The organism is Enterococcus sp. DIV0240d (assembly GCF_051711245.1).
Classification (GTDB): domain Bacteria; phylum Bacillota; class Bacilli; order Lactobacillales; family Enterococcaceae; genus Enterococcus_D; species Enterococcus_D casseliflavus.
On sequence record NZ_JBIOMG010000003.1, the window covers coordinates 21,157 to 40,626 of the forward strand.

Sequence of the window (19,470 nt, forward strand, 5' to 3'; positions counted from 1 at the left end):
AAGTGAATCTTCAGAGCAATCGGCTGCAACTGCAAGAGCCTTTTCCAAAGAAGTTTCAAAATCGCTTCTTTGGTTTTTTTTATGAAAAAGGCGAACAAATTTTCGTATTTTGCTGACGAAATGCCTGAGAAATGTTATGATAGAAGCATTAAGGAGGGAGAAAGAAATGCGATTTTTACATAGTGCAGACCTGCATATCGACCGGTCATTTGAAGGGGTTCATTTGTTATCTGAAAAAGTGAAGACCCAACTCCCTGCCATCAATCAAAAAATCATCCGTAATTTGGTGGATGTTGCCTTAGAAAAAGCGGTCGATTTTGTTTTGCTGGCTGGGGATACATTCCATCAAGCACGGCCGAGTCTAAAAGTGCAGCATGACTTTTTTGCCCAACTGCAACGACTAGGGGAAGCACAGATCCCTGTCTATATGATTTTCGGCAACCATGATTATTATGATCCGCAACGGTATTGGTTTGCTTTTCCAGAAAACGTCATTCTCTTTTCATCAGAAGAAGTTCAAACGGTTCAAGGAACAACGAAAAACGGTGAAACCTATGCAATCAGTGGATTTAGCTACCAACATCCTTGGATTACTGAAAATAAAGTAACAGAATTTCCTGCAAGAGCAGCGGTGGATTACCATATCGGGCTTTACCACGGGGACCAAGCTGGTGAACGGTATGCCCCCTTTTCAATCAGTGAAATGAAGCAAAAAGGCTATGATTATTGGGGCTTGGGGCACATCCATGTACCTAAGACGCTCTCAGAGCAGCCACCGATTCTCTATCCAGGTACACCTCAAGGAAAGACCAAGAAAGAACAGGCGACTGGGGTGATTTTGGCAGACTTAACGCCGCAGGGACCAACGATCGAGCGCTTGGAGATCGCAGAGATCGCTTGGCAAAAGCAAGTGGTCTCCTTAGCGGATGTGACTGCCTCGAATGCCGTATTGCCAGCGATCATCGAGCGCTTAAAAAGTCCTCGTTCGCGCTTGCTGCATCTGGTGTTGACCGATGTGCAGCAGCTGCCGCCAGATTGGTTTCCAGCTGCGGAAAAAAATGAATGGCTGACCTACCTCAATGAACGGTTGGCACAAACAGAGCCGCTGCAAGTGATCTATGCCCTTGAAGTCGAGCAAGCCAATGAAGACAAGATCGCATTGGCGGTATCAGAAGATTATATGCTGCAGTTTTTAGCGATGTATGAGTCGCCAGAGATGTTTGCGGATCGATTGTCGGATCTATTGCAGCATCCACTGATCCAGCGGGGGATCACCCATGAATCATTTCAAGAAGAAGTCTTGCAGCAAGCCAAGCAATTGTTGAAAGACGACTTTCAATGGGAGGAGCAGTCATGAGAATTTTAAAAGCAGAGATTACCGGTTTTGGGAAATACCATGAACAAAGCTTTGCCTTTCATCCGCAAAATCAGCTGCTCTTTGGGCACAACGAGATCGGAAAATCGACGTTGTATCAATTTATTGCCGCCATTTTGTTTGGCTTTTCGAAAAAGACAGCCAAGAAAAAAGACTATACCCCCAAAAACGGTGCTGCTTACGGTGGCAAGTTATGGTTGGCGCTGGAACCCTTCGGCGAAGTGATCGTGGAACGCTATCGGCAAGTGGACCGTGGTCGTGCCAAAGTCCATGTCGCTGGCCAGACGGTCGATGAGCAATGGCTGGCACAACACCTGCAGCCCCTCAATCGAGCATTGTTCTTCGATGTCTTTACTTTTCAGCAAGAGCAATTGACCCAGATCGATAAGCTAGAAGAAAATGAGCTGCACCAAGCGTTGATTTCTCTAGGGATCAGCGGCAGTCAAAAAATGCTGCAGCAAGTGGCGCAATATGAAACCACCAATCAGCAGCAATACAAGCCACGAGGGCAAAAGCTGCCTTTGAACCAAGCGTTAAAACAATTAGAAAAACTGCAAAAAACGATTGCGGAAAAAGAAAGCGAAGAAAGCCGCATCCAACAGCAGTATCAACAGATCGCCCAGCTGCAAGAACAGATCCAAGACTTGCGGCACCAGTATCAAGCATTGAATGACGCTTATCAGGAAAATCAGCAACAGCTGAGTCACTGGGGCCTTTATGAAGAGTGGCAGCAAATGGCACCAGCAGATACGCTAGCCGATCCTCAGCAAGTCCAAGCCATCAAACAGTTTTATCAGCAGTATCAGCAGCTGACGGAAGAAATTCGCAAAAAAGAAGCCGAATTAGATCAGTTGGAGCAAGGAAAAGAATCAGACAAGTATTTCTTTTACCTTGATCACGAGCATCAGATCAATCACTTGCTGCAGCAGCAAGTGACGATGGCGCGTTTGGCAGATCGTGAAGTAGCAGCCAATCAACAAGAAACTGTCGCCATCACAGAGTTGAATCGCTTGATTGAAAAGCGCCAGTGGAGTAGAGAATCGCCGCCGCTAGTAACGGCTTCGATCCATGAACAAACCACACGTTTACTGCAAGAACGTGTGCAGTTAGAAGAGCTCGAAAAGCGCATGAGGCATTTAGAAGAAAAAGCGCAACCTTTGCAAGCCACCGCGGCCCGCTTAGAACAGCAGCATCCTCAATTGATTGGCCGCAAGCCCGTTTCTCGCCCACTATGGCCGCTAGGGATCGTCGGTGGGCTAGTCGCAGTGATCGGTATCTTTTTGCCAAGTCCGTGGCGCTGGCTTGCATTAGGTGCGGGGATCGTAGCGATCATCGGCAGTATTTTGCCGCTGATGAAAGCAGCACCAAACAAGCAGCAAGGCATCAAGCAAGAATGGCAGACGGTCCTCATGAAGCTGGATCTGCTGGGCGAAGAGTTGGCACAGCTGGAAAATGAACAGCAGCAAAAGCAGCAGCAGATCAGCCGTGCCCACCAAGCGTTGACACCCTTTTTTGGTGATTTGCCGGTGGAAAACTGGCAGTCGTATCTATTGGCCTATGATGAAGATGTTGCTAGCTATCAAGCCTACTCGCAGCAGCGCAAGCAAGCCTATCAAGAACGGCAAGCGGTCACGGAAGAATTGGCCCCCTTTGAGGAGCAATTCCGCCCGTATGCGGAGTGGCTGCCGCTGCAAAACAAAACCTTGTTAGAAAAAGCGGCGATGTTGCAGAAGTTTCATGAAGAGATGCAAACGATCAAGCTTTCGCGGTTGCAACAACCTAGCACGTTACTGGCCCAACAATTGACCCGTACCCGCAACGAACGCGACCAGCTGTTTGCCCAAGCCAGTGCGCTCTTGCAGCAGCAAGGGTTAGATCACCCTGCAGAAATCAGCCTCTGGTTGAAGCAATGGGAAGCAGCGCAGCGCACGCAGCAGCGAGCAGAAGAATTGGCGGGGATGTTAACACCGATCTATCCCAAACCAGTCACGCAAGCAGAATTGCTGCAGCAAAAAGACCAGATCAAGCAGCAGCAAACACAGCTTCAGGCACAAATGCAGCAGTTGACGGAGCACAAACAACGCTTGGAATTAGAAGCAGCAGCCAGTCAAAAAAACGGCACCTTGAATCAGCTTTATCAAGAAGAAAGTGAGCTGAAGGCGGTCATTGAAGAACTCGCTGTGGCATGGGGCAGTCGTCAGTTGGCGGCTTCAATTTTGACGGATGTCACGACTGAATTGTCAGAACAGCAATTGCCGCAGCTATTGTCAGCCGCTTCGACTTATTTTGAACAGCTTTCAAACGGACGTTATCAAAAGATTCTTCTGGAAAATGGTCTGTTAGTAGCGGCAAACGCCAGCGAGACCTTTTCGATCATTGACTTGTCCACAGGAACGAAGGATCAGTTGATCATGGCGTTACGTTTCGGTTATCTAGCGCTGCAAAAAAATCATCCGTTGTGCCCGATCATTATTGATGATGGTTGGTTGCATTATGACAGTGTTCGTAAGGAACGCTTCGCAGCACTATTAAAAGAGTTTGGACAAAGTTATCAAGTAATTTGTTTGTCTTCTGACCAAGAAATGGTAAGCTATTATCAGAAGTACCAGCAGCCTATCCAGGATCTGAGTAAAGGAAGTGAAAGATTTGGCTGATCGGCCAAATAAGCCCATGAAAAAAATTCGTGAATTAACTGTTGATGAAACGTTTCAACTTTTCTTACTGGTCAAAAATGCCGATGTACGGATCGCGAAAAACGGCAAAAAGTTTATTGCCTTCACGTTTCAGGATACATCTGGCACGATTGATGGAAAGTTTTGGGATGCATCAGATGAAGAAATCGCCCGTTTTGAACCCGGGAAAGTGGTACTACTAGATGGGAAACGAGAAGTTTACCAAGGCAATCCGCAAGTCAAAATCATGCATTTGCGTTTAGCGAAGCCGGAAGAACCCCACGAACCAAGCCAATACATGGAAAAAGCGCCCTTGCGAAAAGAAGAGATGGAAGAAGAAATCAGTCAAACCTTGTTTGAGATCACAAATCCTCACTGGAATCGCATCGTCCGTTTCTTGTTGAACAAGTATAAAAAGGAATTCTTTGATTTTCCAGCTGCGAAGCGCAATCACCATGCCTTCGCCAGTGGATTGGCGTATCATACGACAACTATGCTGCGCTTAGGAAAAGCGATCGTCAAAGAATACCCTGAATTAAATGCGTCACTGCTGTATGCGGGCATTATTTTACATGATTTAGGAAAAGTGATCGAGTTGACAGGTCCCATGACGACAGAATATACCTTAGCGGGGAATCTAGTAGGGCATTTGGTCTTAGTGGATGAAGAAATCACGCAAGCCTGTATTGCGTTGAAATTTGATGACAAACAAGAAGACATCGTTGTTTTGCGGCATATGGTCTTAGCCCACCATGGCTTGTTAGAATATGGGTCACCTGTTCGGCCCCGCATAATGGAAGCGGAGATCCTCCATCAGATCGATAATTTGGATGCTTCCATGCAAATGATGCTGACCTCGATCCGCCTGACAGAACCTGGTCAATACACAGACCGAATTTTTGGCATGGACAATCGGAGTTTTTATGTACCGAAAGAAGTGTAGCAGTGACGTTGCAGCTTGATCGATCAAAGTGAATGATAGAAAGAACAAAAGCCACGCTAGGCTTGCTTAGCGTGGCTTTTTTAGCTGCTGGAAAAGCAGTTGAATCGTAGATAGAAATCTAATCGGCACAAAAAAAGAAGCACCGCTATGACGGCACTTCTTTTTTTGTTTATTCAGCAGAAGAATCTGTAGCACTTTCACTTGTTGCAGTAGAATCATCGGTTGCCTCAGTAGCAGAAGAATCTGCTGCTGAGCTGTCTGTTGCATCCGTTGCAGAAGAGTCAGCAGTTGAATCTTCTGTTTCGGCAGCTGTGATGTAATCAGAAAGCAAGTCTGCTAAGTCAGAGTCTTTCATTTTCACATTGGCTGCTTGCAATTCTTGACCGATCGTTGCTGCCATAAAGGTTGAATCATTCAACAACGTGTTTTGAGCAATTTCAGTCAATTCATCTTTGTATTTATCCATATCGTTGCCTTTGTCTTGGTTTTTAACCATTTTCACGATATAGTATTCCGTCGTATAAGTCGACGTGTTGGTTGCAGAAATCACTTCAGAGATTTCACCATCTTTTAAATCAAAAGCGGCTGTTTTCACTTCGTTTGGCACAGCAGTTGACGTAGAATCGAATTTGATCGTTCCGCCATCTTCTTTTGTTGCTGCATCCGTTGATTTTTCTTTAGCGATTTCGCCAAAGTCAGCATCATCTTTTTTCGCTTCTTCTAAGACATCTTTGGCATCATCTTCACTTGCTACTTTGATGATTTGTGCTTCTACTTCTGGGTGGAAAGAATCCCAAGCAGTTTTCATTTCTTCATCAGTAATATCCATGTTGGCTTTTAAGCCTTCACGTAACGCAAGCTGTTCTTTCAATTCTGCACGGTAAGATTTCACCGTATAACCAGAAGCAGTCAAGGTTGATTCAAAAGAATCACTACCGCCGTATTGTTCAGCCACGTTGTTGAATTGTTCGTCGATCATTTCTTCAGTCACGTCATCGCCGTATTTTTCATTAAAGACTTTTAAGACGATCATTTGACGCAACGCTTGTTGGTTTTCTGAACTTGTTTTTGCTTTATCATAAAAATCTTGAACAGTGATTTTACCGCCCTTCATTGTTGCGATTTCCTCACTTGAGTTTCCACAAGCCGCTAATGCAAAAAGACTCATTGCACTGACTGCTACTAAAAGTAATTTTTTCTTCATTCGTTTAAGCACTCCTAATTCTAAAAAGATTCATAATAATCACTGCACCTACTATACCACTTCTAGAAATGGTTGGGAAGAAAACAGTGGATGTTTCAAACAAAATTCATAAAAACTACAAATTTTCGATTTGTTTGTCATCCTCTGCGCTTTGGGCTTGAATCGTCGTAATGTGTTGATTCAATTGCTCCATTTGGGTCTTGATCCGAGCAAGGCGCGGTTGGGCTTGGAATTTGAAGGCTTCCAAATCTTTCGTGAAAGACTCCGTAACAACAGGGATCGTTTCGTCGATCGTTTTGCGGGTCACCATTACGGCATCTTTTAGCTGTTTGACGCTGTCATTGAATTCTAAGGTCGCTTCTGTCGTGTCATCTAAATAGCGAATCAATTCTTCACGGGTTTCATTGCCGCTTTTCGGTGCAAAAAGCAAACCGCCTAAGCCGCCGGCGATGGACCCGAATAATAGTCCTTTAAGAAAATTGCCGATCATTTAGTCCACCTGCTTTCCAATTTTTTCGGCGATTGCCGCTAGTTCTTCCCCCGTGTAATTGTCTGCGTGATTGCCAAAATGGATCTTGAAATCATCGTCTTTGCTGTAACGAGGAATCAAATGGACATGGGAATGGAAGACCGATTGGTACGCCAATTCTTTATTGTTGTTGATGATATTTAAGCCTTCGATCTCAGGGAATGCTTTTTCGATCGCCCGAGCAATCTTAGGGATGCGGGCAAAAACCGCTGCTGCCAACGTTTCATCGTACTCAAAAATATCCGTCACATGGGTTTTGGGAATCACCAATGTATGACCAGGGGTGACTTGGGAAATATCTAAAAAGGCATAAACTTGCTCATCCTCGTAGACTTTGTAGCTAGGGATCTCACGATTGTTGATTTTACAAAAAATACAATTTTCCATTGTAAAAAACCTCCTTGATCTATTACCTCTACTTTACCATATTTTGCTTTTTTTCGTCTGGTTTCCTCTTTGAAAAAGTCGGAACAAGGCAACTGTTCCTTCAACAAAGGCGCTTTTTTAAAGAAATGCGAAAAGCGAGCGAGAAACGCTTGCATTTAGATTCCAACAACCCTAGACTTAATATCAGAAATCAATTGGAAAGAAGGAACCTATGAAACCGATCATCAAAGAAACCTTACAGAAAAAAACAACGACTTCAGCGAAGCTCCGCTACTTGGCTTATGCCTATAAAGAATGGTTGATTGCGATCACGCTTTTTGTGGTGTTCGCAGGTTCGATCACCTATTCGCTAACGCGCCCAAAAGAAGAAGTAGTCAATGCCGCCATCGTCACTGAAACAGCGATGGACCCTACGGTGCAAAGTGAATTAGAGACAGCCGTTGAGACCTGGGCGATCGACCAAGGGTATCAAAAAGAAGAGTTGAGGATCAGTCTGGTTTCCTATGCTGAACCAGCTGCTGTTCAAGCCTTTACTACCCGCCTTGCCGCCGGTGCGATCCAAATGGTCATTTTTCCAGCGAGTGATGCACAACTGTGGCAAGAACGCTTTGGCAGCCAAGAATTGCCGCAAGAAACCATTACAGTGGGAGAAAACGAATTTATCTTACAAGTCACGAATAAAGAAAAATAAGCAACGGTTTTGCTAGCGGATTGAAAAAAGAGCCTACGTTGACAGAAAGCCGTAATTAGGCGAATCGGAGGAAAAGAATGACTTTACAAGTAACAAATGTGACAGGCGGTTATAACCAGCTGCCAGTCTTAAAAAATATTGATTTTACGATCGGCGATGGTGAGCTCGTTGGTCTGATTGGCTTGAATGGGGCAGGGAAGAGTACGACGATCAAAGAAATCATCGGGTTACTGCAACCTCACAGCGGGACGATCACGATCGATGGCTTGACCTTAAAGGAAACCCCAGAGCAATACCGCAAACAAATCGGGTATATTCCCGAAACCCCATCTTTATATGAAGAATTGACCTTAAGAGAGCACATTGAAGTGACAGCGATGGCCTATGATCTTCCGCAAGAAGAAGCCATGAAGCGAGCGGAGCGTTTATTAAAAACCTTTCGCTTAGAAAACAAACTCGATTGGTTCCCAGCAAACTTCTCAAAAGGAATGAAGCAAAAAGTCATGGTGCTGTGTGCCTTTTTGATTGAGCCAAGCGTCTACATCATTGATGAACCTTTTCTAGGATTAGATCCTTTAGCGATCAATGCGTTATTGGAGCTGATGAATGAGATGAAACAAACAGGGGCATCAATTTTGATGTCCACCCATATTTTAGCAACCGCAGAGAAGTATTGTGACAAATTCATCCTACTGCATAACGGTGAGATCCGCGCACAAGGGACATTGGCGCAGCTAAGAAGCCAATTTCAAGCACCAGAAGCCTCCCTTGATGATCTGTACCTCGCACTGACAAAGGAGAGTCAAGCATGAAGCAGTTTTTCTCGCAACGCTTACAGCGGCATCAAAAACAGATGACACACTATTTGCGCTATGTCTTCAATGATCATTTTGCTTTGATCAGCACCTTCTTAGTGGGAGGTCTGGGGCTGTATTATTCAGAATTGCTAAAAACATTGCCGCGGCCGTTTCCATTAGGCGGCATCATCGTGGTCGCTGTTTGGCTCTTCGTTTTACCGCTGGGACGCTTAGCGACACTGACGAAACCGGCAGATTTGATTTTTCTGTTAGCCAAAGAAGGGCAAATGAGAAGTTACCTCAGTCAAGCCCTGCGTTATTCCCTCTGGCTGCCCTTTGGGGTCTTATTTTTAGCCGTAGGAGCAACGATGCCTTTAGTCGTGGTCACCGCAAACAGTACATTTGCTTCCTTTCCCTTCTTTTTAGGAATGATGTGGCTGTTAAAACTGGGGGATTTTTCACTGCAGCGGATTCGGTTGTATCAAGAAACACAGCAGCAAGTCAAACAGCAGCGAGGAATCTGGTTCGCCAGTGCGTTAGCTGCCACACTTGCCAGTATTTATGTAGCACCTTGGCTAGGGTTGGTGATCAGCATCCTCCAAGCAATCTGGTTCCTCTTTGGCGTGAAATCTAATCGTCAGCTATTGGATTGGGACTATATGATCCAAGCCGAGCAATCGCGCTTATTACGGATCTATCGATTTATCAACTTGTTTACAGATGTTCCCCAAATCACGACGGAAGCCAAACGACGCAAATACCTCGACTGGTTGCTGGCAAAGATCAAACCAGCCCAAAGCAATACGTATCTTTATCTTTACTTGCGCCGAGTGATTCGTGGTGGGCAATACGGCGGTCTTTATGTCCGGTTATCCTTGATTGGTGGCTTCGTCTTATTCTTTGTCGATGAGCTTTGGATCAGTCTGCTGATCGGCTGCTTGTTTCTTTATCTGATCGGTTTCCAACTGATCCCTTTGATCAATGAATTTCAATACATGGTTTTGACCCATTTGTATCCCGTGCCAGAAAAACAAAAAGCCACAGCAATCAAAAAAATTATCGGGTCACTTTTGCTTGTGACGACTGTTTTTTTCGGCGTGATCTGTTGCTTGCGCTTGCCCGTTGTTTGGCAAGGGGGCATCGCTTTTGTGGGCTTCTTCCTCTTTGCGGGTCTTTTTTTAGGCATCTACTTGCCAGGGCGATTAAAGAAAATGCACGCCTGATCCTCAGGAAACCTCTCTTACAAAAAGCGAACGCATATGCGCTTGACGGCGACCCTTTAGGAAGCTAGAATAAGAGGTACTGCGAAATAAGGAGAGAAGCTAGGATGGATATTCGCTTGGATCAAGATTGGCGTATGCGGCCGATCAAAGGCGACACCGGGAAAGCCTATATCGGGCTCAAGGACAACGACAAAGTCTTTATCAAACGAAATACGACCCCGATGCTTGCGGCACTCTCTAAAGAGGGCATTGCACCCAAACTCGTCTGGACGAAACGGACGGGGAATGGGGATACGCTCTCCGCACAAGAATGGCTGGATGGACGGGTCTTAGATCCCGATGAGATCGGCCAAAGAAATGACGTCATTGATGTGTTGTATCACTTGCATCATTCAAAAACGCTGGCACAGATGCTAAGCAAAATCGGCGGACAAGTCAGATCGCCTGAACAAATGCTGATGGATTATCAAGATCAGCTGCCTTCTGCGGTGGCTCAAAACCGTTTTATTCATTTGGTCACCGAGTATTTAAAAGCCAATATTCCAGCTTTTGACGAGCAAAAAGCCGCGGTCGTCCATGGCGATGTCAATTATCGAAATTGGCTGGTTTGTCAAAACTATTTGTATTTAGTCGATTGGGATTCCGTGATGTTTGCAGATCCAGCAATCGATATCGGGACTATTTTAGGTCACTATGTGCCGCTATCCAGCTGGTCCCATTGGCTGGTGCGCTACGGTATCCATAGCAGCAGCGAAGTGATCGAAAAAATTTATTGGTATGCATTGTTGAGTATGCTGCAAGAGGTCAAAAAATATTATCTGCGGGGCGATTACAAAGCCATGAATGCAGAGATTTTACAATTAAAACGAATTTATAGTGAATGAAGAGAAGATGGAGCGAGGCAATTTGGTTCCATCTTGTTTTTTCGGAAAGGAAGAAACATGAGAGTAAGAAAACGTGCAGGTGCAAAAGAGCTGATTGAAGCTCATCCACAATACGTCGTTGCAGAGCCTACCGAATGGAAAGGGCGTTGGCATGAACGCTTTGGCAATGATCATCCGCTACACATCGAGATCGGCATGGGAAAAGGTCAATTTATTACGGAAATGGCGAAAGCTCATCCCGAAATCAATTATATTGGGGTAGAGATGCAGATCAGTGTCGTTTCGATCGCACTGGATAAAATGATCGAGCAGGAGATCCCAAACTTGCAGCTGCTGCATGTGGATGGTTCGGCTTTGACCAACTATTTTGAAGACAATGAAGTAGACCAGATCTATTTGAATTTTTCTGATCCATGGCCTAAGAAGAAGCATGAGAAGCGCCGTTTGACTTCTAAAGCCTTTTTAGCGGTGGACGAGCAAATTTTACGACCTAATGGCGAAATCCATTTCAAAACGGACAACCAAGGATTGTTTGAGTATTCCTTAGCGAGCTTTTCTCAATATGGCATGATCATCAAACAAGTTTGGTTGGACCTGCATAACAGTACCTTTGAGAACAATATCATGACGGAATATGAAGAAAAATTCTCAAGCCGCGGGCAGCGAATCTATCGGGTGGAAGCCCAATTTGTGGCAAAAGACCCGCAGGAATAAAGAAGAGACGAAAGACGAAGCAAATTTGCTTCGTCTTTTTTTTCTATTCTCAAAAGGCTTGCGTATTTCTTTTTAGGAGGGATAAGTCGTGGATATTCAAGCATTCTCAGATGAGTTGATTCACTATGGCAGACAAGAACGCATGCAGGATCTGGCCATTTTGCCGAGCGGTACACAGATGGAGGTGATTTTCAGTAAAAGCTATCTCAGAAAGACCTATCAAGTACTGACCAACGAAGAAGCCCAGCAGCTGATCACTCGCTTCAAATTTTTAGGAGGAATGGAGGTGGGAGAACGACGCAAAGCTCAGTTAGGAGCAGTCAGTTATCCGTTAGGCGATCAGCTGCAGCGGCTGCGCATCTCCACAGTCGGTGATTACCAAGGGCGTGAAAGTTTCGTGATGCGGTTTCTTTATCCTTTGACTCAGGAGCATCTGCGCTATTTTTTTGCAGAAGACGTCCAGCAGATCCAACAGGCAACCAAACAAAGAGGGCTGTATTTGTTTTCTGGCCCCACTGGCTCAGGGAAATCGCCCCTCATGTATCAATTAGCTCGGGCAACCAAGGGGCAAATCATTACCATCGAAGATCCTGTGGAGATCGAGGAGCCGCGCTTTTTACAGCTGCAAACCAATTTGAAGATCGAACAAGACTATGATGAATTGATTCGCTTGTCCTTGCGGCATCGTCCAGACCTGCTTTTGATCGGCGAGATTCGTAACAAAGAAACGGCGCAAGCCGCTGTACGAGCCGCTCTGACAGGTCACCGAGTATTTGCCACGATCCATGCCCGAGGTGTAGCAGAAACCAAGACGCGGCTGCTGGAATTGCTCGGGACAGACGATCGTCTGGCACATGCGCTGCAAGGGATCATTTATCAGCGATTGTTGCCAAATGAAGCGAATGAACCTCATGGATTGCTGGCATATCACTTTTATGAGGGGCAAGTGGAAAAACGGTGGCAACAGGTATTAAAACAAGTGAAAGAAAGTGGGTGGATCAGCGATGAAGTTTATGAAAAAGAAGCCCCAGCTACCACGCCGTGCAACTGAAGCCCTCTTAGTCACCTTCACGGTGTTATTGGAGAGTGGCTTTTCCCTACAAGAAAGCCTCCAAGTGCTGCTGCGCAGCCGCCAGTTTTCTGAACCTGTGATCGAACAGCTAATTGTCCATCTCGCCCAAGGGCAAAGCTTTGCAGCAGCGGTAGCGCCGTTGTCGTTATCGGCTACTGAAAAAAGTCAGCTTCATTTAGCAGAAAATCATGGGGATCTCACGGCGACCTTGCGGCGGATGGTCGACTACCATAAATTGGTCAACAAGCAAAAACAGCTGCTGTACAAAGTAGCTGCCTATCCGCTTTTGTTACTGGTCTTTTTAATAGCTGCGCTTTTTGGGATGCACCGCTTTTTATTGCCCCAATTGCTAGCCTCTGGCATGATCGACGAAGGTCATTGGGGCATTCGCGCCATCACTTGGGCACCAGCAGTACTTATCCTCTTCTTGTTGTTAAGTGTGCTGCTTTTTGTGATCAGCCGCTGGGTGTTTGCCCGCCGCACTGCCTTGCAAAAAGCTGTGTTTTTCAGCCACCTGCCATTGTTCGGAGCATTGTACACGAGTTATCACACGAGTTTTTTCGCATTGGAATGGGGCAAGTTGTTTCAGCAAGGGTTAGATATCCAACAGATCATCGAGTGTATGGAGCACACCAATAAAGCTACCTTGATCCAAGAATTAGCACGAGAACTGCGAGTGACCTTGACACTTGGGGGCGAACTCCCAGAAAAACTTCGTCATTTCTCGTTTCTCACACCCGAATTTTCTTTGATCGTCTTTCAAGGAGAAGTACGAGGAAAGTTAGGAGAAGAGCTTTTTTTATACAGTCAATTATTGATGGAACGCTTGTTTCAACGAATCGAAAAAGCCATTCACTGGGTTCAGCCTCTGATTTTTTTGTTGGTTGCTTTAATGATCGTTGGGATCTATGCCGCTATGTTTTTACCAATCTATGGAAATATCCAAGGAGTGATCGAATGATAGAAAAGAAAGTAGCATCTCCTCGCAAGCAGGGGATTTGGCGTGTCAAAAAAGGCTTTACATTGGTTGAAATGCTAGTCGTTTTATTAGTGATCAGTATTTTGGTTTTGTTGTTTGTCCCAAATCTTGCCAATCAAAGAGGAATCATTGATGAGAAAGGAAATGCGGCGATTGAAAAAGTAGTGGAAACCCAGATCGAACTCTTTCGTCTAAATGAAGATCGGGTGCCTTCGAAAGAAGAATTGATTGCAGAAGGGTATGTATCTGAGGAACAATATGCGATTTATGAGCAGAGAAAGTGAGAACAATGGCACTAGGGGATTTTCTGGGTTTACCTTGATGGAAAGTCTCTTGGTACTCTTGGTCAGTAGTCTCTTTCTCTTTATCCCCGTCGTGGCTATCGAGTACTATCAACGCTCTGCGGAAGTTTTCGGCTTTTGTGCTCGCTTAGAAAAAGGACTCTATACCTTGCAGCAATCGGCCATCATCGATAACACACAAACCCGAGCAACCTATCAAGCAGAGCCAACACCAACTGTTTCATTTTACGGCGCTGCAACTGAGCCAGTCACCAAGATCGACGTTCCTCCTCAACTAGCGATGCAGGCGTTTCCCGATATTCTTTTTAGTAGTCAATCCGGCAACAACAGCAGTCTGCGAAGGATCATTTTCTATTGGCAGGAGAAAAAGCAAACCATCAGCTATAAGTTTTTATTTGGGAGTGGCCGTTATGAAAAAATCGTTGAATAGTGGGTTCATCTTAGCAGAAAGCCTGATTGGCTTTGGGGTCTTGGCAACTTGTGTGTTACTGTTTTTAGCAATGCAGACCGCTTCACTGACGCAAAGTGCGGCATTGCAAGAAAAAGCCCAAATGCTGCGGGTGCTGTATGAAGAAGTCCAGAACCACTCCTTTGATGCGTCAACCATTACCTACACGACGCAGCGTCAGGCAGTCTATCAAGTTCGCTTTTGGCAAGCAGCGCAGCATCAACAGGCACGCATCCAAAGTTGCGAGCAGCTCTGGGAGATCGTGTATGAAGAGTAAAGGCTTTACTTTGTTGGAGTGTCTGTTGTCTTTATGGGTATTGGCGATCTGCTTATTGCTGATCAGCGGGATCGTTAAGCACCTCGCACCCGTCAATCAGCAGATCATGGCTCGCAAAGATCAAGAATGGCATGTGTTTTTGTTTCAGCTGGAACGGGAATTAAGTACCTGTACCTATCTATCGGTCAGTGAGACCACACTGTATTTGAGAAGCAGTCAAAACAATTCGGTCACCATCGATCGCATCAATCGCGTGCTGCGAAAGCGGGACAACAATGGGTATCAACCACTATTGACAGAAGTAACGGATGTGTCTTTTGAGAAAATTGGCGCAGCGATCCGCTTTACCGTTTCCTTTGAGAATGGAGAGCAGAAAATTGGACAATGGAAAATTCACACACAAGAGGCGGCATAAAGGCGGTATTTTACTCACAGCATTGTTGTTTGTGCAGCTGTTGAGCTTGATGTTATTGCTAGTGTTAGAAAACAGCCGCACAACAGCCCTTTTTTATACAAAAACTATTGAAACCTATGAAGCCCGCATCATGAGCGAACTGTTTCATGCGGAATTCTTGCAAAACGAATTGGCAGATCAAGGGTCACGACTTTATAATGTAGGAAAGTTGACCTATGAACGGCAAGGACAACTCTTACAGATCGAGTGCCATGTCAAAAGCCGCCGCTTTACATTTACCTTTTTGTTACCCGAAGAAGAGCCTGAAATAGACACAGATGACCAAGAAGAATAGTACAGGAAAAGGATGGTTGTTTCGACCATCCTTTTTCATACAGAAATAGAAAAAGAATGTTTACAGCTTCACAAATTATTCTAAACGAAAGCGATTGATTATTTTGGATGAATCGGCTAAAATTAAACAGGTATATATGTTGTTATAGTTTTGAAAAGAGGTGCAAGATGTCCGCAGAAAAAATGGAAACGTCTTTTCATTTGACCGTTGAAGCGATCCAACTGCTTCAAAACGCATTGGAAACGTCTTTTTTTGATGCTTACGTAGAGACGATCGAAAATTTTGTTGATCAATACCAAGTTCGCGTGATCGATGGGGTACCAGATGAAGCAACTGCTGCTCGTTTAGAAACCATCTATCAAGAAATTCGAGCAATGGAACTATCGGCAGAAGAAAAACGCAAGCTTGCGCAGTTGGTTTTGTTGAAAGGCAGCCAAACGGAACGCCTGCAGGCCAATCACCAACTGACACCAGATAGTCTTGGGTTTTTATTCGTCTATTTGATCGAGCAGTTGAGTAGTGCCGACCAACCAGTGAAACTTCTTGATTTATCGGTAGGCATGGGGAATCTCTTATTGACAGTCTTGCTGAATCTGCAATTAGCGAAGCGTCCAGTAGAAGGAACCGGTGTGGATATTGACGAAACCTTGTTGGCGATCGCAGCTGTGACTGGCGAATGGACCAAAGCGCCCTTGCATTTGTTCCATCAAGATGGCTTGCAAGAGCTTTTGATCGAACCGATGGATCTGGCGATCAGCGATCTACCGGTGGGCTATTACCCACAAGATGACAAAGCCCGCAGCTTCATTACGGCGGCTCCAGAAGGGCACAGTTACGCCCATCATTTGTTGATGGAACAAGCGATGAACTATGTCAAAGCTGGCGGTTACGGTTTGTTCTTAGTACCAAGCAACTTCTTGGAAACGGAACAGAGTGAATTTTTGAAAAAATGGCTGAAAGAAAAGGTTTATTTGCAAGGAATGATTCAGCTTCCTGAAGAACTCTTTAAAAATGAACATTCACGTAAAAGTATTTTGCTTTTACAAAACCATGGAGGGACAAGCAAACAAGCAGACGAAGTCTTGCTGGTCAAGCTAGCCTCACTGAAAGAACCAAAGAACATCACAAAACTTTTTGAACAATTTGCGGCTTGGAAAGCAGCAAATCTGTAATATAATTCGGATAAGGAGATCATCATGTCAAAAACAATCGCAATCAATGCTGGAAGTTCAAGTTTAAAATGGCAATTATATCAAATGCCAGAGGAAACAGTTGTCGCTAAAGGAATCGTTGAACGAATCGGTTTGAAAGATTCTATCTTTACCATCAAATATGGGGAAGATCAAAAATTCGAACAAATCATCGACATCAACGATCACGAAGTAGCTGTAAAAATGTTATTGGATCAACTGATCGAATTAAACATTTTAGGTGCCTATGATGAAATCACTGGCGTCGGTCACCGCGTCGTTCACGGCGGAGAAGATTTCCCTGATTCAGTTGTGATCACAGACGAAGTGATGGAACGCATCCAAGCATTGGCTGAATTTGCGCCATTACACAACCCAGCAAACTTGATGGGGATCACTGCTTTCAAAAAAATCTTGCCAGAAATCATCAGTGTCGCTGTTTTTGATACTTCTTTCCATGCAACGATGCCAAAACACAATTACCTATACAGCTTGCCATTAGAGTACTATAACGAATTTAAAGTACGTAAATACGGCTTCCACGGTACAAGCCACCGTTATGTTTCTGAGCGTGCAGCAGAAATGTTAGGTAAACCAATCGAAGAATTAAAAATCATCACTTGCCATCTAGGGAACGGTGCGTCGATCACTGCGGTTGACGGCGGAAAATCAGTAGATACATCAATGGGCTTCACACCATTAGCTGGTGTAACGATGGGCACACGTTCAGGTGACATCGATCCTGCTGTTTTGCCTTACTTAATGGAAAAATTAGATTTGAATATCGATGAAATGGTGGATGTTTTAAACAAAAAATCTGGTTTATTAGGCTTAACTGGTATTTCCAGCGACATGCGCGATCTAGAAGCAAACTACGACAAAGAAGAAGTCAAAGTTGCTTATGACGTCTTTACTGACCGCATCCGTAAATACATTGGTGGCTATGTAACGACCATGAACGGTGTTGATGCGATCGTCTTTACTGCCGGTATCGGTGAAAATGATGCCCACGTCCGCAGCGAAGTTATCAAAGGCATGACTTGGTTTGGTTGCGAATTAGATGCCGATCAAAATGCAAAACGCGGCGAAGAATTAGTGATCTCAACTGAAGAGTCAAAAGTCAAAGTACTTTTGATCCCAACAGATGAAGAATTAATGATCGCTCGCGATGTGGAACGTTTACGCGGCTAAGCGAAAACATTCTTTAGAAATAGAAGCTGAAACACATGCAAGAGAAATGCTTGCATGTGTTTTTTTTGTAGGAAAGTCCGCAAAATGGGGCTAGAGAGAAAAATTGGTGAAGACCATTTTCTAATTTTTTAAACAGATAATTTAATAATTATACATATGAGAATTGGCTCATACTGCACCTAGGTGGAGGGCTTCTCATTTTGCTTTCATTTGAATTTAAATTTCCCTCCTTTTTTACAAGATGTTCTCAGGGAAATACCCTTGTAAAAGTTGCCAAATGGGAATAAACTGGCATTTGTGAATTTTCAGAAAAATTCCGCTATTTTATTTTCATTAATTTTTATAAGGGGCCATTACATATGGAAAAAGAAAAAACATTCTTAGGTCAGCCGCGAGGGCTGTCGACTTTATTCTTCACGGAAATGTGGGAACGATTCAGTTATTATGGTATGCGGGCGATTTTGGTGTACTTCATGTACGATGCAGTTGCCAACGGCGGCTTAGGATTGCCAAAAGGAACGGCTGTGGCGATCATGTCCATTTACGGTTCCTTAGTGTATATGTCAAGTATTGTTGGCGGCTGGATCTCGGACCGTCTGTTAGGATCAAATAAATCCGTCTTTTATGGTGGGATCTTGATCATGTTAGGACACATCGTTTTGGCAACACCTTTAGGGATTCCAGCGTTGTTTGTGTCCATGATGCTGATCGTCATCGGAACCGGACTCTTGAAATCCAACGTGTCGGGTATGGTGGGGCATTTATACAGCAAAGACGATATCCGTCGGGATGCTGGTTTCTCGATTTTCTACATGGGGATCAATATTGGCGGCTTGTTAGCACCGATCATCGTCGGGATCTTAGGACAAGAGGTCAACTACCACTTAGGCTTTTCGATTGCTGCCATCGGGATGTTCATCGGTTTGGTGCAGTATTATGTGCAAGGAAAAACCACGTTGAAAAGTGTAGCGATCGCGCCAACGAATCCCTTATCGGCAGCCGAAAAGAAAACCTTCTTCCGAGCAGTCGTTCTGGTTCTTCTCGCATTGGCAGTGTTGTTTGGCGCAGCAGCTGCAACTGGCCATCTGACGGTGGATTTCTTCATCAACTTTATCAGTGTTCTAGGTATTTTCTTACCGATCTACTACTTTACCAAAATGCTCCGTTCGAAAGATGTCACACCAGATGAAAAGAAAAAAGTGTTGGCCTACATTCCGCTGTTTTTGTCAGCGATCGTCTTTTGGTCATTGGAAGAACAAGGCTCATCGATCTTGGCATTGTTTGCCGCTGACCGTACGCAATCAACGTTATTCGGCATCAATATTCCAGCAAGTTTGTATCAAACCTTAAATCCACTTTTTGTCGTCTTATTGACACCTGTCTTTGTCTGGTTGTGGACCAAACTAGGCTCTCGTCAGCCACGGACAGAAGTGAAGTTTGCCATCGGTTTAGTCTTAGCCGGTTTGTCCTTTCTATTGCTAATGCTGCCAAGCCTCTTGTTTGGAGTAGAAGAACGGGTCAGCCCATTATGGTTGGTATTGAGCTTCTTCATCATGATTGCAGGGGAAATGTGTCTTTCACCGGTGGGCTTGTCGGTGACGACCAAACTAGCGCCGAAAGCCTTCGAAGCACAAACCTTGGCGATTTGGTTGTTAGCAGACGCTTCTTCACAAGCCATCAATGCGCAAATCGCTCGGTTCTACACACCGCAAACAGAAGGGATGTACTATGGCATCGTCGGCGGAGTAGCCGTTGTTGTCGGCATCATCTTGTATTTAGCTAGAAAACCGATCCGCAACTTGATCGGCAACATTCATTGATCAAAAAATAAAAACTTGATTTT

The 19,470-nt window shown here is 44.7% G+C and carries 21 protein-coding genes; 18 read left to right on the plus strand and 3 right to left on the minus strand.

The features are described 5' to 3' along the window. The first annotated feature begins 166 nt into the window (after positions 1–166). From IGJ25_RS16645 to IGJ25_RS16655, 3 genes are read left to right on the plus strand one after another with little or no spacing between them, the layout of a single operon-like run. Positions 167–1,357: a metallophosphoesterase family protein gene (locus tag IGJ25_RS16645; protein ID WP_010749015.1), complete on the plus strand. Its 1,191-nt coding sequence runs from the start codon at positions 167–169 to the stop codon at positions 1,355–1,357. Then, positions 1,354–4,029 carry an AAA family ATPase gene (locus tag IGJ25_RS16650; RefSeq protein WP_225001321.1) on the plus strand — a complete coding sequence of 892 codons (2,676 nt, stop codon included), beginning with the start codon at positions 1,354–1,356 and terminating at the stop codon, positions 4,027–4,029. The genes IGJ25_RS16645 and IGJ25_RS16650 overlap by 4 nt, the downstream gene beginning before the upstream one ends. 16 nt (positions 4,030–4,045) lie before the next feature. After that, positions 4,046–4,990 (plus strand): 3'-5' exoribonuclease YhaM family protein, encoded by a 945-nt coding sequence (locus IGJ25_RS16655; protein WP_225001324.1) that lies wholly within the window; start codon positions 4,046–4,048, stop codon positions 4,988–4,990. Positions 4,991–5,159: 169 nt separating this feature from the next. Here the strand turns inward: IGJ25_RS16655 and IGJ25_RS16660 are convergent, their stop codons facing one another. The 3 genes from IGJ25_RS16660 to IGJ25_RS16670 all read right to left on the minus strand — a co-directional run bounded on the left by IGJ25_RS16660 (position 5,160) and on the right by IGJ25_RS16670 (position 7,110). Next, a complete protein-coding gene (locus tag IGJ25_RS16660) occupies positions 5,160–6,194 on the minus strand; it encodes a peptidylprolyl isomerase (RefSeq protein WP_005227715.1) in 1,035 nt (344 codons plus the stop codon). Positions 6,195–6,309: 115 nt separating this feature from the next. Beyond that, the gene (locus tag IGJ25_RS16665; protein WP_005227717.1) at positions 6,310–6,684 is read right to left on the minus strand and encodes a YtxH domain-containing protein; all 375 of its coding nucleotides are present in this window, start codon (positions 6,682–6,684) and stop codon (positions 6,310–6,312) included. After that, complete coding sequence (locus tag IGJ25_RS16670) at positions 6,685–7,110, minus strand: HIT family protein (protein ID WP_005227719.1); 426 nt, start codon at positions 7,108–7,110, stop codon at positions 6,685–6,687. It lies immediately after the preceding gene. 211 nt (positions 7,111–7,321) lie between these two features. Between IGJ25_RS16670 and IGJ25_RS16675 the strand changes: the two genes are divergently transcribed. The 15 genes from IGJ25_RS16675 (at position 7,322) to IGJ25_RS16745 (ending at position 19,447) form a co-directional block, all read left to right on the plus strand. Next, positions 7,322–7,801 carry a hypothetical protein gene (locus IGJ25_RS16675; protein WP_005227727.1) on the plus strand — a complete coding sequence of 160 codons (480 nt, stop codon included), beginning with the start codon at positions 7,322–7,324 and terminating at the stop codon, positions 7,799–7,801. A 77-nt stretch (positions 7,802–7,878) separates the two neighbouring features. Beyond that, positions 7,879–8,613: an ABC transporter ATP-binding protein gene (locus tag IGJ25_RS16680; RefSeq protein WP_081116947.1), complete on the plus strand. Its 735-nt coding sequence runs from the start codon at positions 7,879–7,881 to the stop codon at positions 8,611–8,613. Continuing rightward, positions 8,610–9,821 (plus strand): ABC transporter permease, encoded by a 1,212-nt coding sequence (locus IGJ25_RS16685; protein ID WP_081116946.1) that lies wholly within the window; start codon positions 8,610–8,612, stop codon positions 9,819–9,821. The genes IGJ25_RS16680 and IGJ25_RS16685 overlap by 4 nt, the downstream gene beginning before the upstream one ends. 104 nt (positions 9,822–9,925) lie before the next feature. Beyond that, positions 9,926–10,705, plus strand: coding sequence for a phosphotransferase family protein (locus IGJ25_RS16690; protein ID WP_005227730.1), 780 nt, complete (start codon positions 9,926–9,928; stop codon positions 10,703–10,705). A 57-nt stretch (positions 10,706–10,762) separates the two neighbouring features. Continuing rightward, a complete protein-coding gene (gene trmB / locus IGJ25_RS16695) occupies positions 10,763–11,419 on the plus strand; it encodes a tRNA (guanosine(46)-N7)-methyltransferase TrmB (RefSeq protein WP_015510485.1) in 657 nt (218 codons plus the stop codon). Positions 11,420–11,507: 88 nt separating this feature from the next. Continuing rightward, on the plus strand, positions 11,508–12,470 hold the full coding sequence (comGA, locus tag IGJ25_RS16700) for a competence type IV pilus ATPase ComGA (RefSeq protein WP_438779480.1): 963 nt from the start codon (positions 11,508–11,510) through the stop codon (positions 12,468–12,470). After that, positions 12,424–13,452 (plus strand): competence type IV pilus assembly protein ComGB, encoded by a 1,029-nt coding sequence (comGB, locus tag IGJ25_RS16705; protein ID WP_034869028.1) that lies wholly within the window; start codon positions 12,424–12,426, stop codon positions 13,450–13,452. The genes comGA and comGB overlap by 47 nt, the downstream gene beginning before the upstream one ends. Further along, positions 13,449–13,754, plus strand: coding sequence for a competence type IV pilus major pilin ComGC (comGC, locus tag IGJ25_RS16710; protein WP_081116944.1), 306 nt, complete (start codon positions 13,449–13,451; stop codon positions 13,752–13,754). Before comGB ends, comGC begins: the two co-directional genes overlap by 4 nt. Next, positions 13,729–14,202: a competence type IV pilus minor pilin ComGD gene (comGD, locus tag IGJ25_RS16715; protein ID WP_081116943.1), complete on the plus strand. Its 474-nt coding sequence runs from the start codon at positions 13,729–13,731 to the stop codon at positions 14,200–14,202. The genes comGC and comGD overlap by 26 nt, the downstream gene beginning before the upstream one ends. Beyond that, on the plus strand, positions 14,183–14,497 hold the full coding sequence (locus tag IGJ25_RS16720) for a hypothetical protein (RefSeq protein WP_015510481.1): 315 nt from the start codon (positions 14,183–14,185) through the stop codon (positions 14,495–14,497). Before comGD ends, IGJ25_RS16720 begins: the two co-directional genes overlap by 20 nt. Then, positions 14,487–14,912 carry a competence type IV pilus minor pilin ComGF gene (gene comGF / locus IGJ25_RS16725; protein WP_005227741.1) on the plus strand — a complete coding sequence of 142 codons (426 nt, stop codon included), beginning with the start codon at positions 14,487–14,489 and terminating at the stop codon, positions 14,910–14,912. The genes IGJ25_RS16720 and comGF overlap by 11 nt, the downstream gene beginning before the upstream one ends. Continuing rightward, the gene (comGG, locus tag IGJ25_RS16730; protein ID WP_015510479.1) at positions 14,875–15,246 is read left to right on the plus strand and encodes a competence type IV pilus minor pilin ComGG; all 372 of its coding nucleotides are present in this window, start codon (positions 14,875–14,877) and stop codon (positions 15,244–15,246) included. Before comGF ends, comGG begins: the two co-directional genes overlap by 38 nt. Before the next feature lie 167 nt (positions 15,247–15,413). Further along, entirely contained in the window at positions 15,414–16,418 is a 1,005-nt protein-coding gene (locus IGJ25_RS16735; protein ID WP_081116942.1) for a class I SAM-dependent methyltransferase, read from the plus strand. Between the two features lie 24 nt (positions 16,419–16,442). Then, entirely contained in the window at positions 16,443–17,627 is a 1,185-nt protein-coding gene (locus IGJ25_RS16740; protein WP_005233419.1) for an acetate/propionate family kinase, read from the plus strand. 359 nt (positions 17,628–17,986) lie between these two features. Further along, on the plus strand, positions 17,987–19,447 hold the full coding sequence (locus tag IGJ25_RS16745; protein ID WP_005227746.1) for a peptide MFS transporter: 1,461 nt from the start codon (positions 17,987–17,989) through the stop codon (positions 19,445–19,447). Positions 19,448–19,470: the final 23 nt, after the last annotated feature.

Excerpts from the sequence above, each read along its gene's own strand:
- IGJ25_RS16655 (WP_225001324.1), top strand. The coding sequence starts at position 4,046 with ATGAAAAAAATTCGTGAATTAACTGTTGATGAAACGTTTCAACTTTTC.
- IGJ25_RS16645 (WP_010749015.1), top strand. The coding sequence starts at position 167 with ATGCGATTTTTACATAGTGCAGACCTGCATATCGACCGGTCATTTGAA.
- IGJ25_RS16650 (WP_225001321.1), top strand. The coding sequence starts at position 1,354 with ATGAGAATTTTAAAAGCAGAGATTACCGGTTTTGGGAAATACCATGAA.
- IGJ25_RS16740 (WP_005233419.1), top strand. The coding sequence starts at position 16,443 with ATGTCAAAAACAATCGCAATCAATGCTGGAAGTTCAAGTTTAAAATGG.
- trmB (WP_015510485.1), top strand. The coding sequence starts at position 10,763 with ATGAGAGTAAGAAAACGTGCAGGTGCAAAAGAGCTGATTGAAGCTCAT.
- comGD (WP_081116943.1), top strand. The coding sequence starts at position 13,729 with ATGCGATTTATGAGCAGAGAAAGTGAGAACAATGGCACTAGGGGATTT.
- IGJ25_RS16685 (WP_081116946.1), top strand. The coding sequence starts at position 8,610 with ATGAAGCAGTTTTTCTCGCAACGCTTACAGCGGCATCAAAAACAGATG.
- IGJ25_RS16665 (WP_005227717.1), bottom strand. The coding sequence starts at position 6,684 with ATGATCGGCAATTTTCTTAAAGGACTATTATTCGGGTCCATCGCCGGC.
- IGJ25_RS16690 (WP_005227730.1), top strand. The coding sequence starts at position 9,926 with ATGGATATTCGCTTGGATCAAGATTGGCGTATGCGGCCGATCAAAGGC.
- IGJ25_RS16660 (WP_005227715.1), bottom strand. The coding sequence starts at position 6,194 with ATGAAGAAAAAATTACTTTTAGTAGCAGTCAGTGCAATGAGTCTTTTT.
- IGJ25_RS16735 (WP_081116942.1), top strand. The coding sequence starts at position 15,414 with ATGTCCGCAGAAAAAATGGAAACGTCTTTTCATTTGACCGTTGAAGCG.
- IGJ25_RS16670 (WP_005227719.1), bottom strand. The coding sequence starts at position 7,110 with ATGGAAAATTGTATTTTTTGTAAAATCAACAATCGTGAGATCCCTAGC.
- comGF (WP_005227741.1), top strand. The coding sequence starts at position 14,487 with ATGAAGAGTAAAGGCTTTACTTTGTTGGAGTGTCTGTTGTCTTTATGG.
- IGJ25_RS16745 (WP_005227746.1), top strand. The coding sequence starts at position 17,987 with ATGGAAAAAGAAAAAACATTCTTAGGTCAGCCGCGAGGGCTGTCGACT.
- IGJ25_RS16680 (WP_081116947.1), top strand. The coding sequence starts at position 7,879 with ATGACTTTACAAGTAACAAATGTGACAGGCGGTTATAACCAGCTGCCA.
- IGJ25_RS16720 (WP_015510481.1), top strand. The coding sequence starts at position 14,183 with ATGAAAAAATCGTTGAATAGTGGGTTCATCTTAGCAGAAAGCCTGATT.
- comGB (WP_034869028.1), top strand. The coding sequence starts at position 12,424 with ATGAAGTTTATGAAAAAGAAGCCCCAGCTACCACGCCGTGCAACTGAA.
- comGC (WP_081116944.1), top strand. The coding sequence starts at position 13,449 with ATGATAGAAAAGAAAGTAGCATCTCCTCGCAAGCAGGGGATTTGGCGT.
- IGJ25_RS16675 (WP_005227727.1), top strand. The coding sequence starts at position 7,322 with ATGAAACCGATCATCAAAGAAACCTTACAGAAAAAAACAACGACTTCA.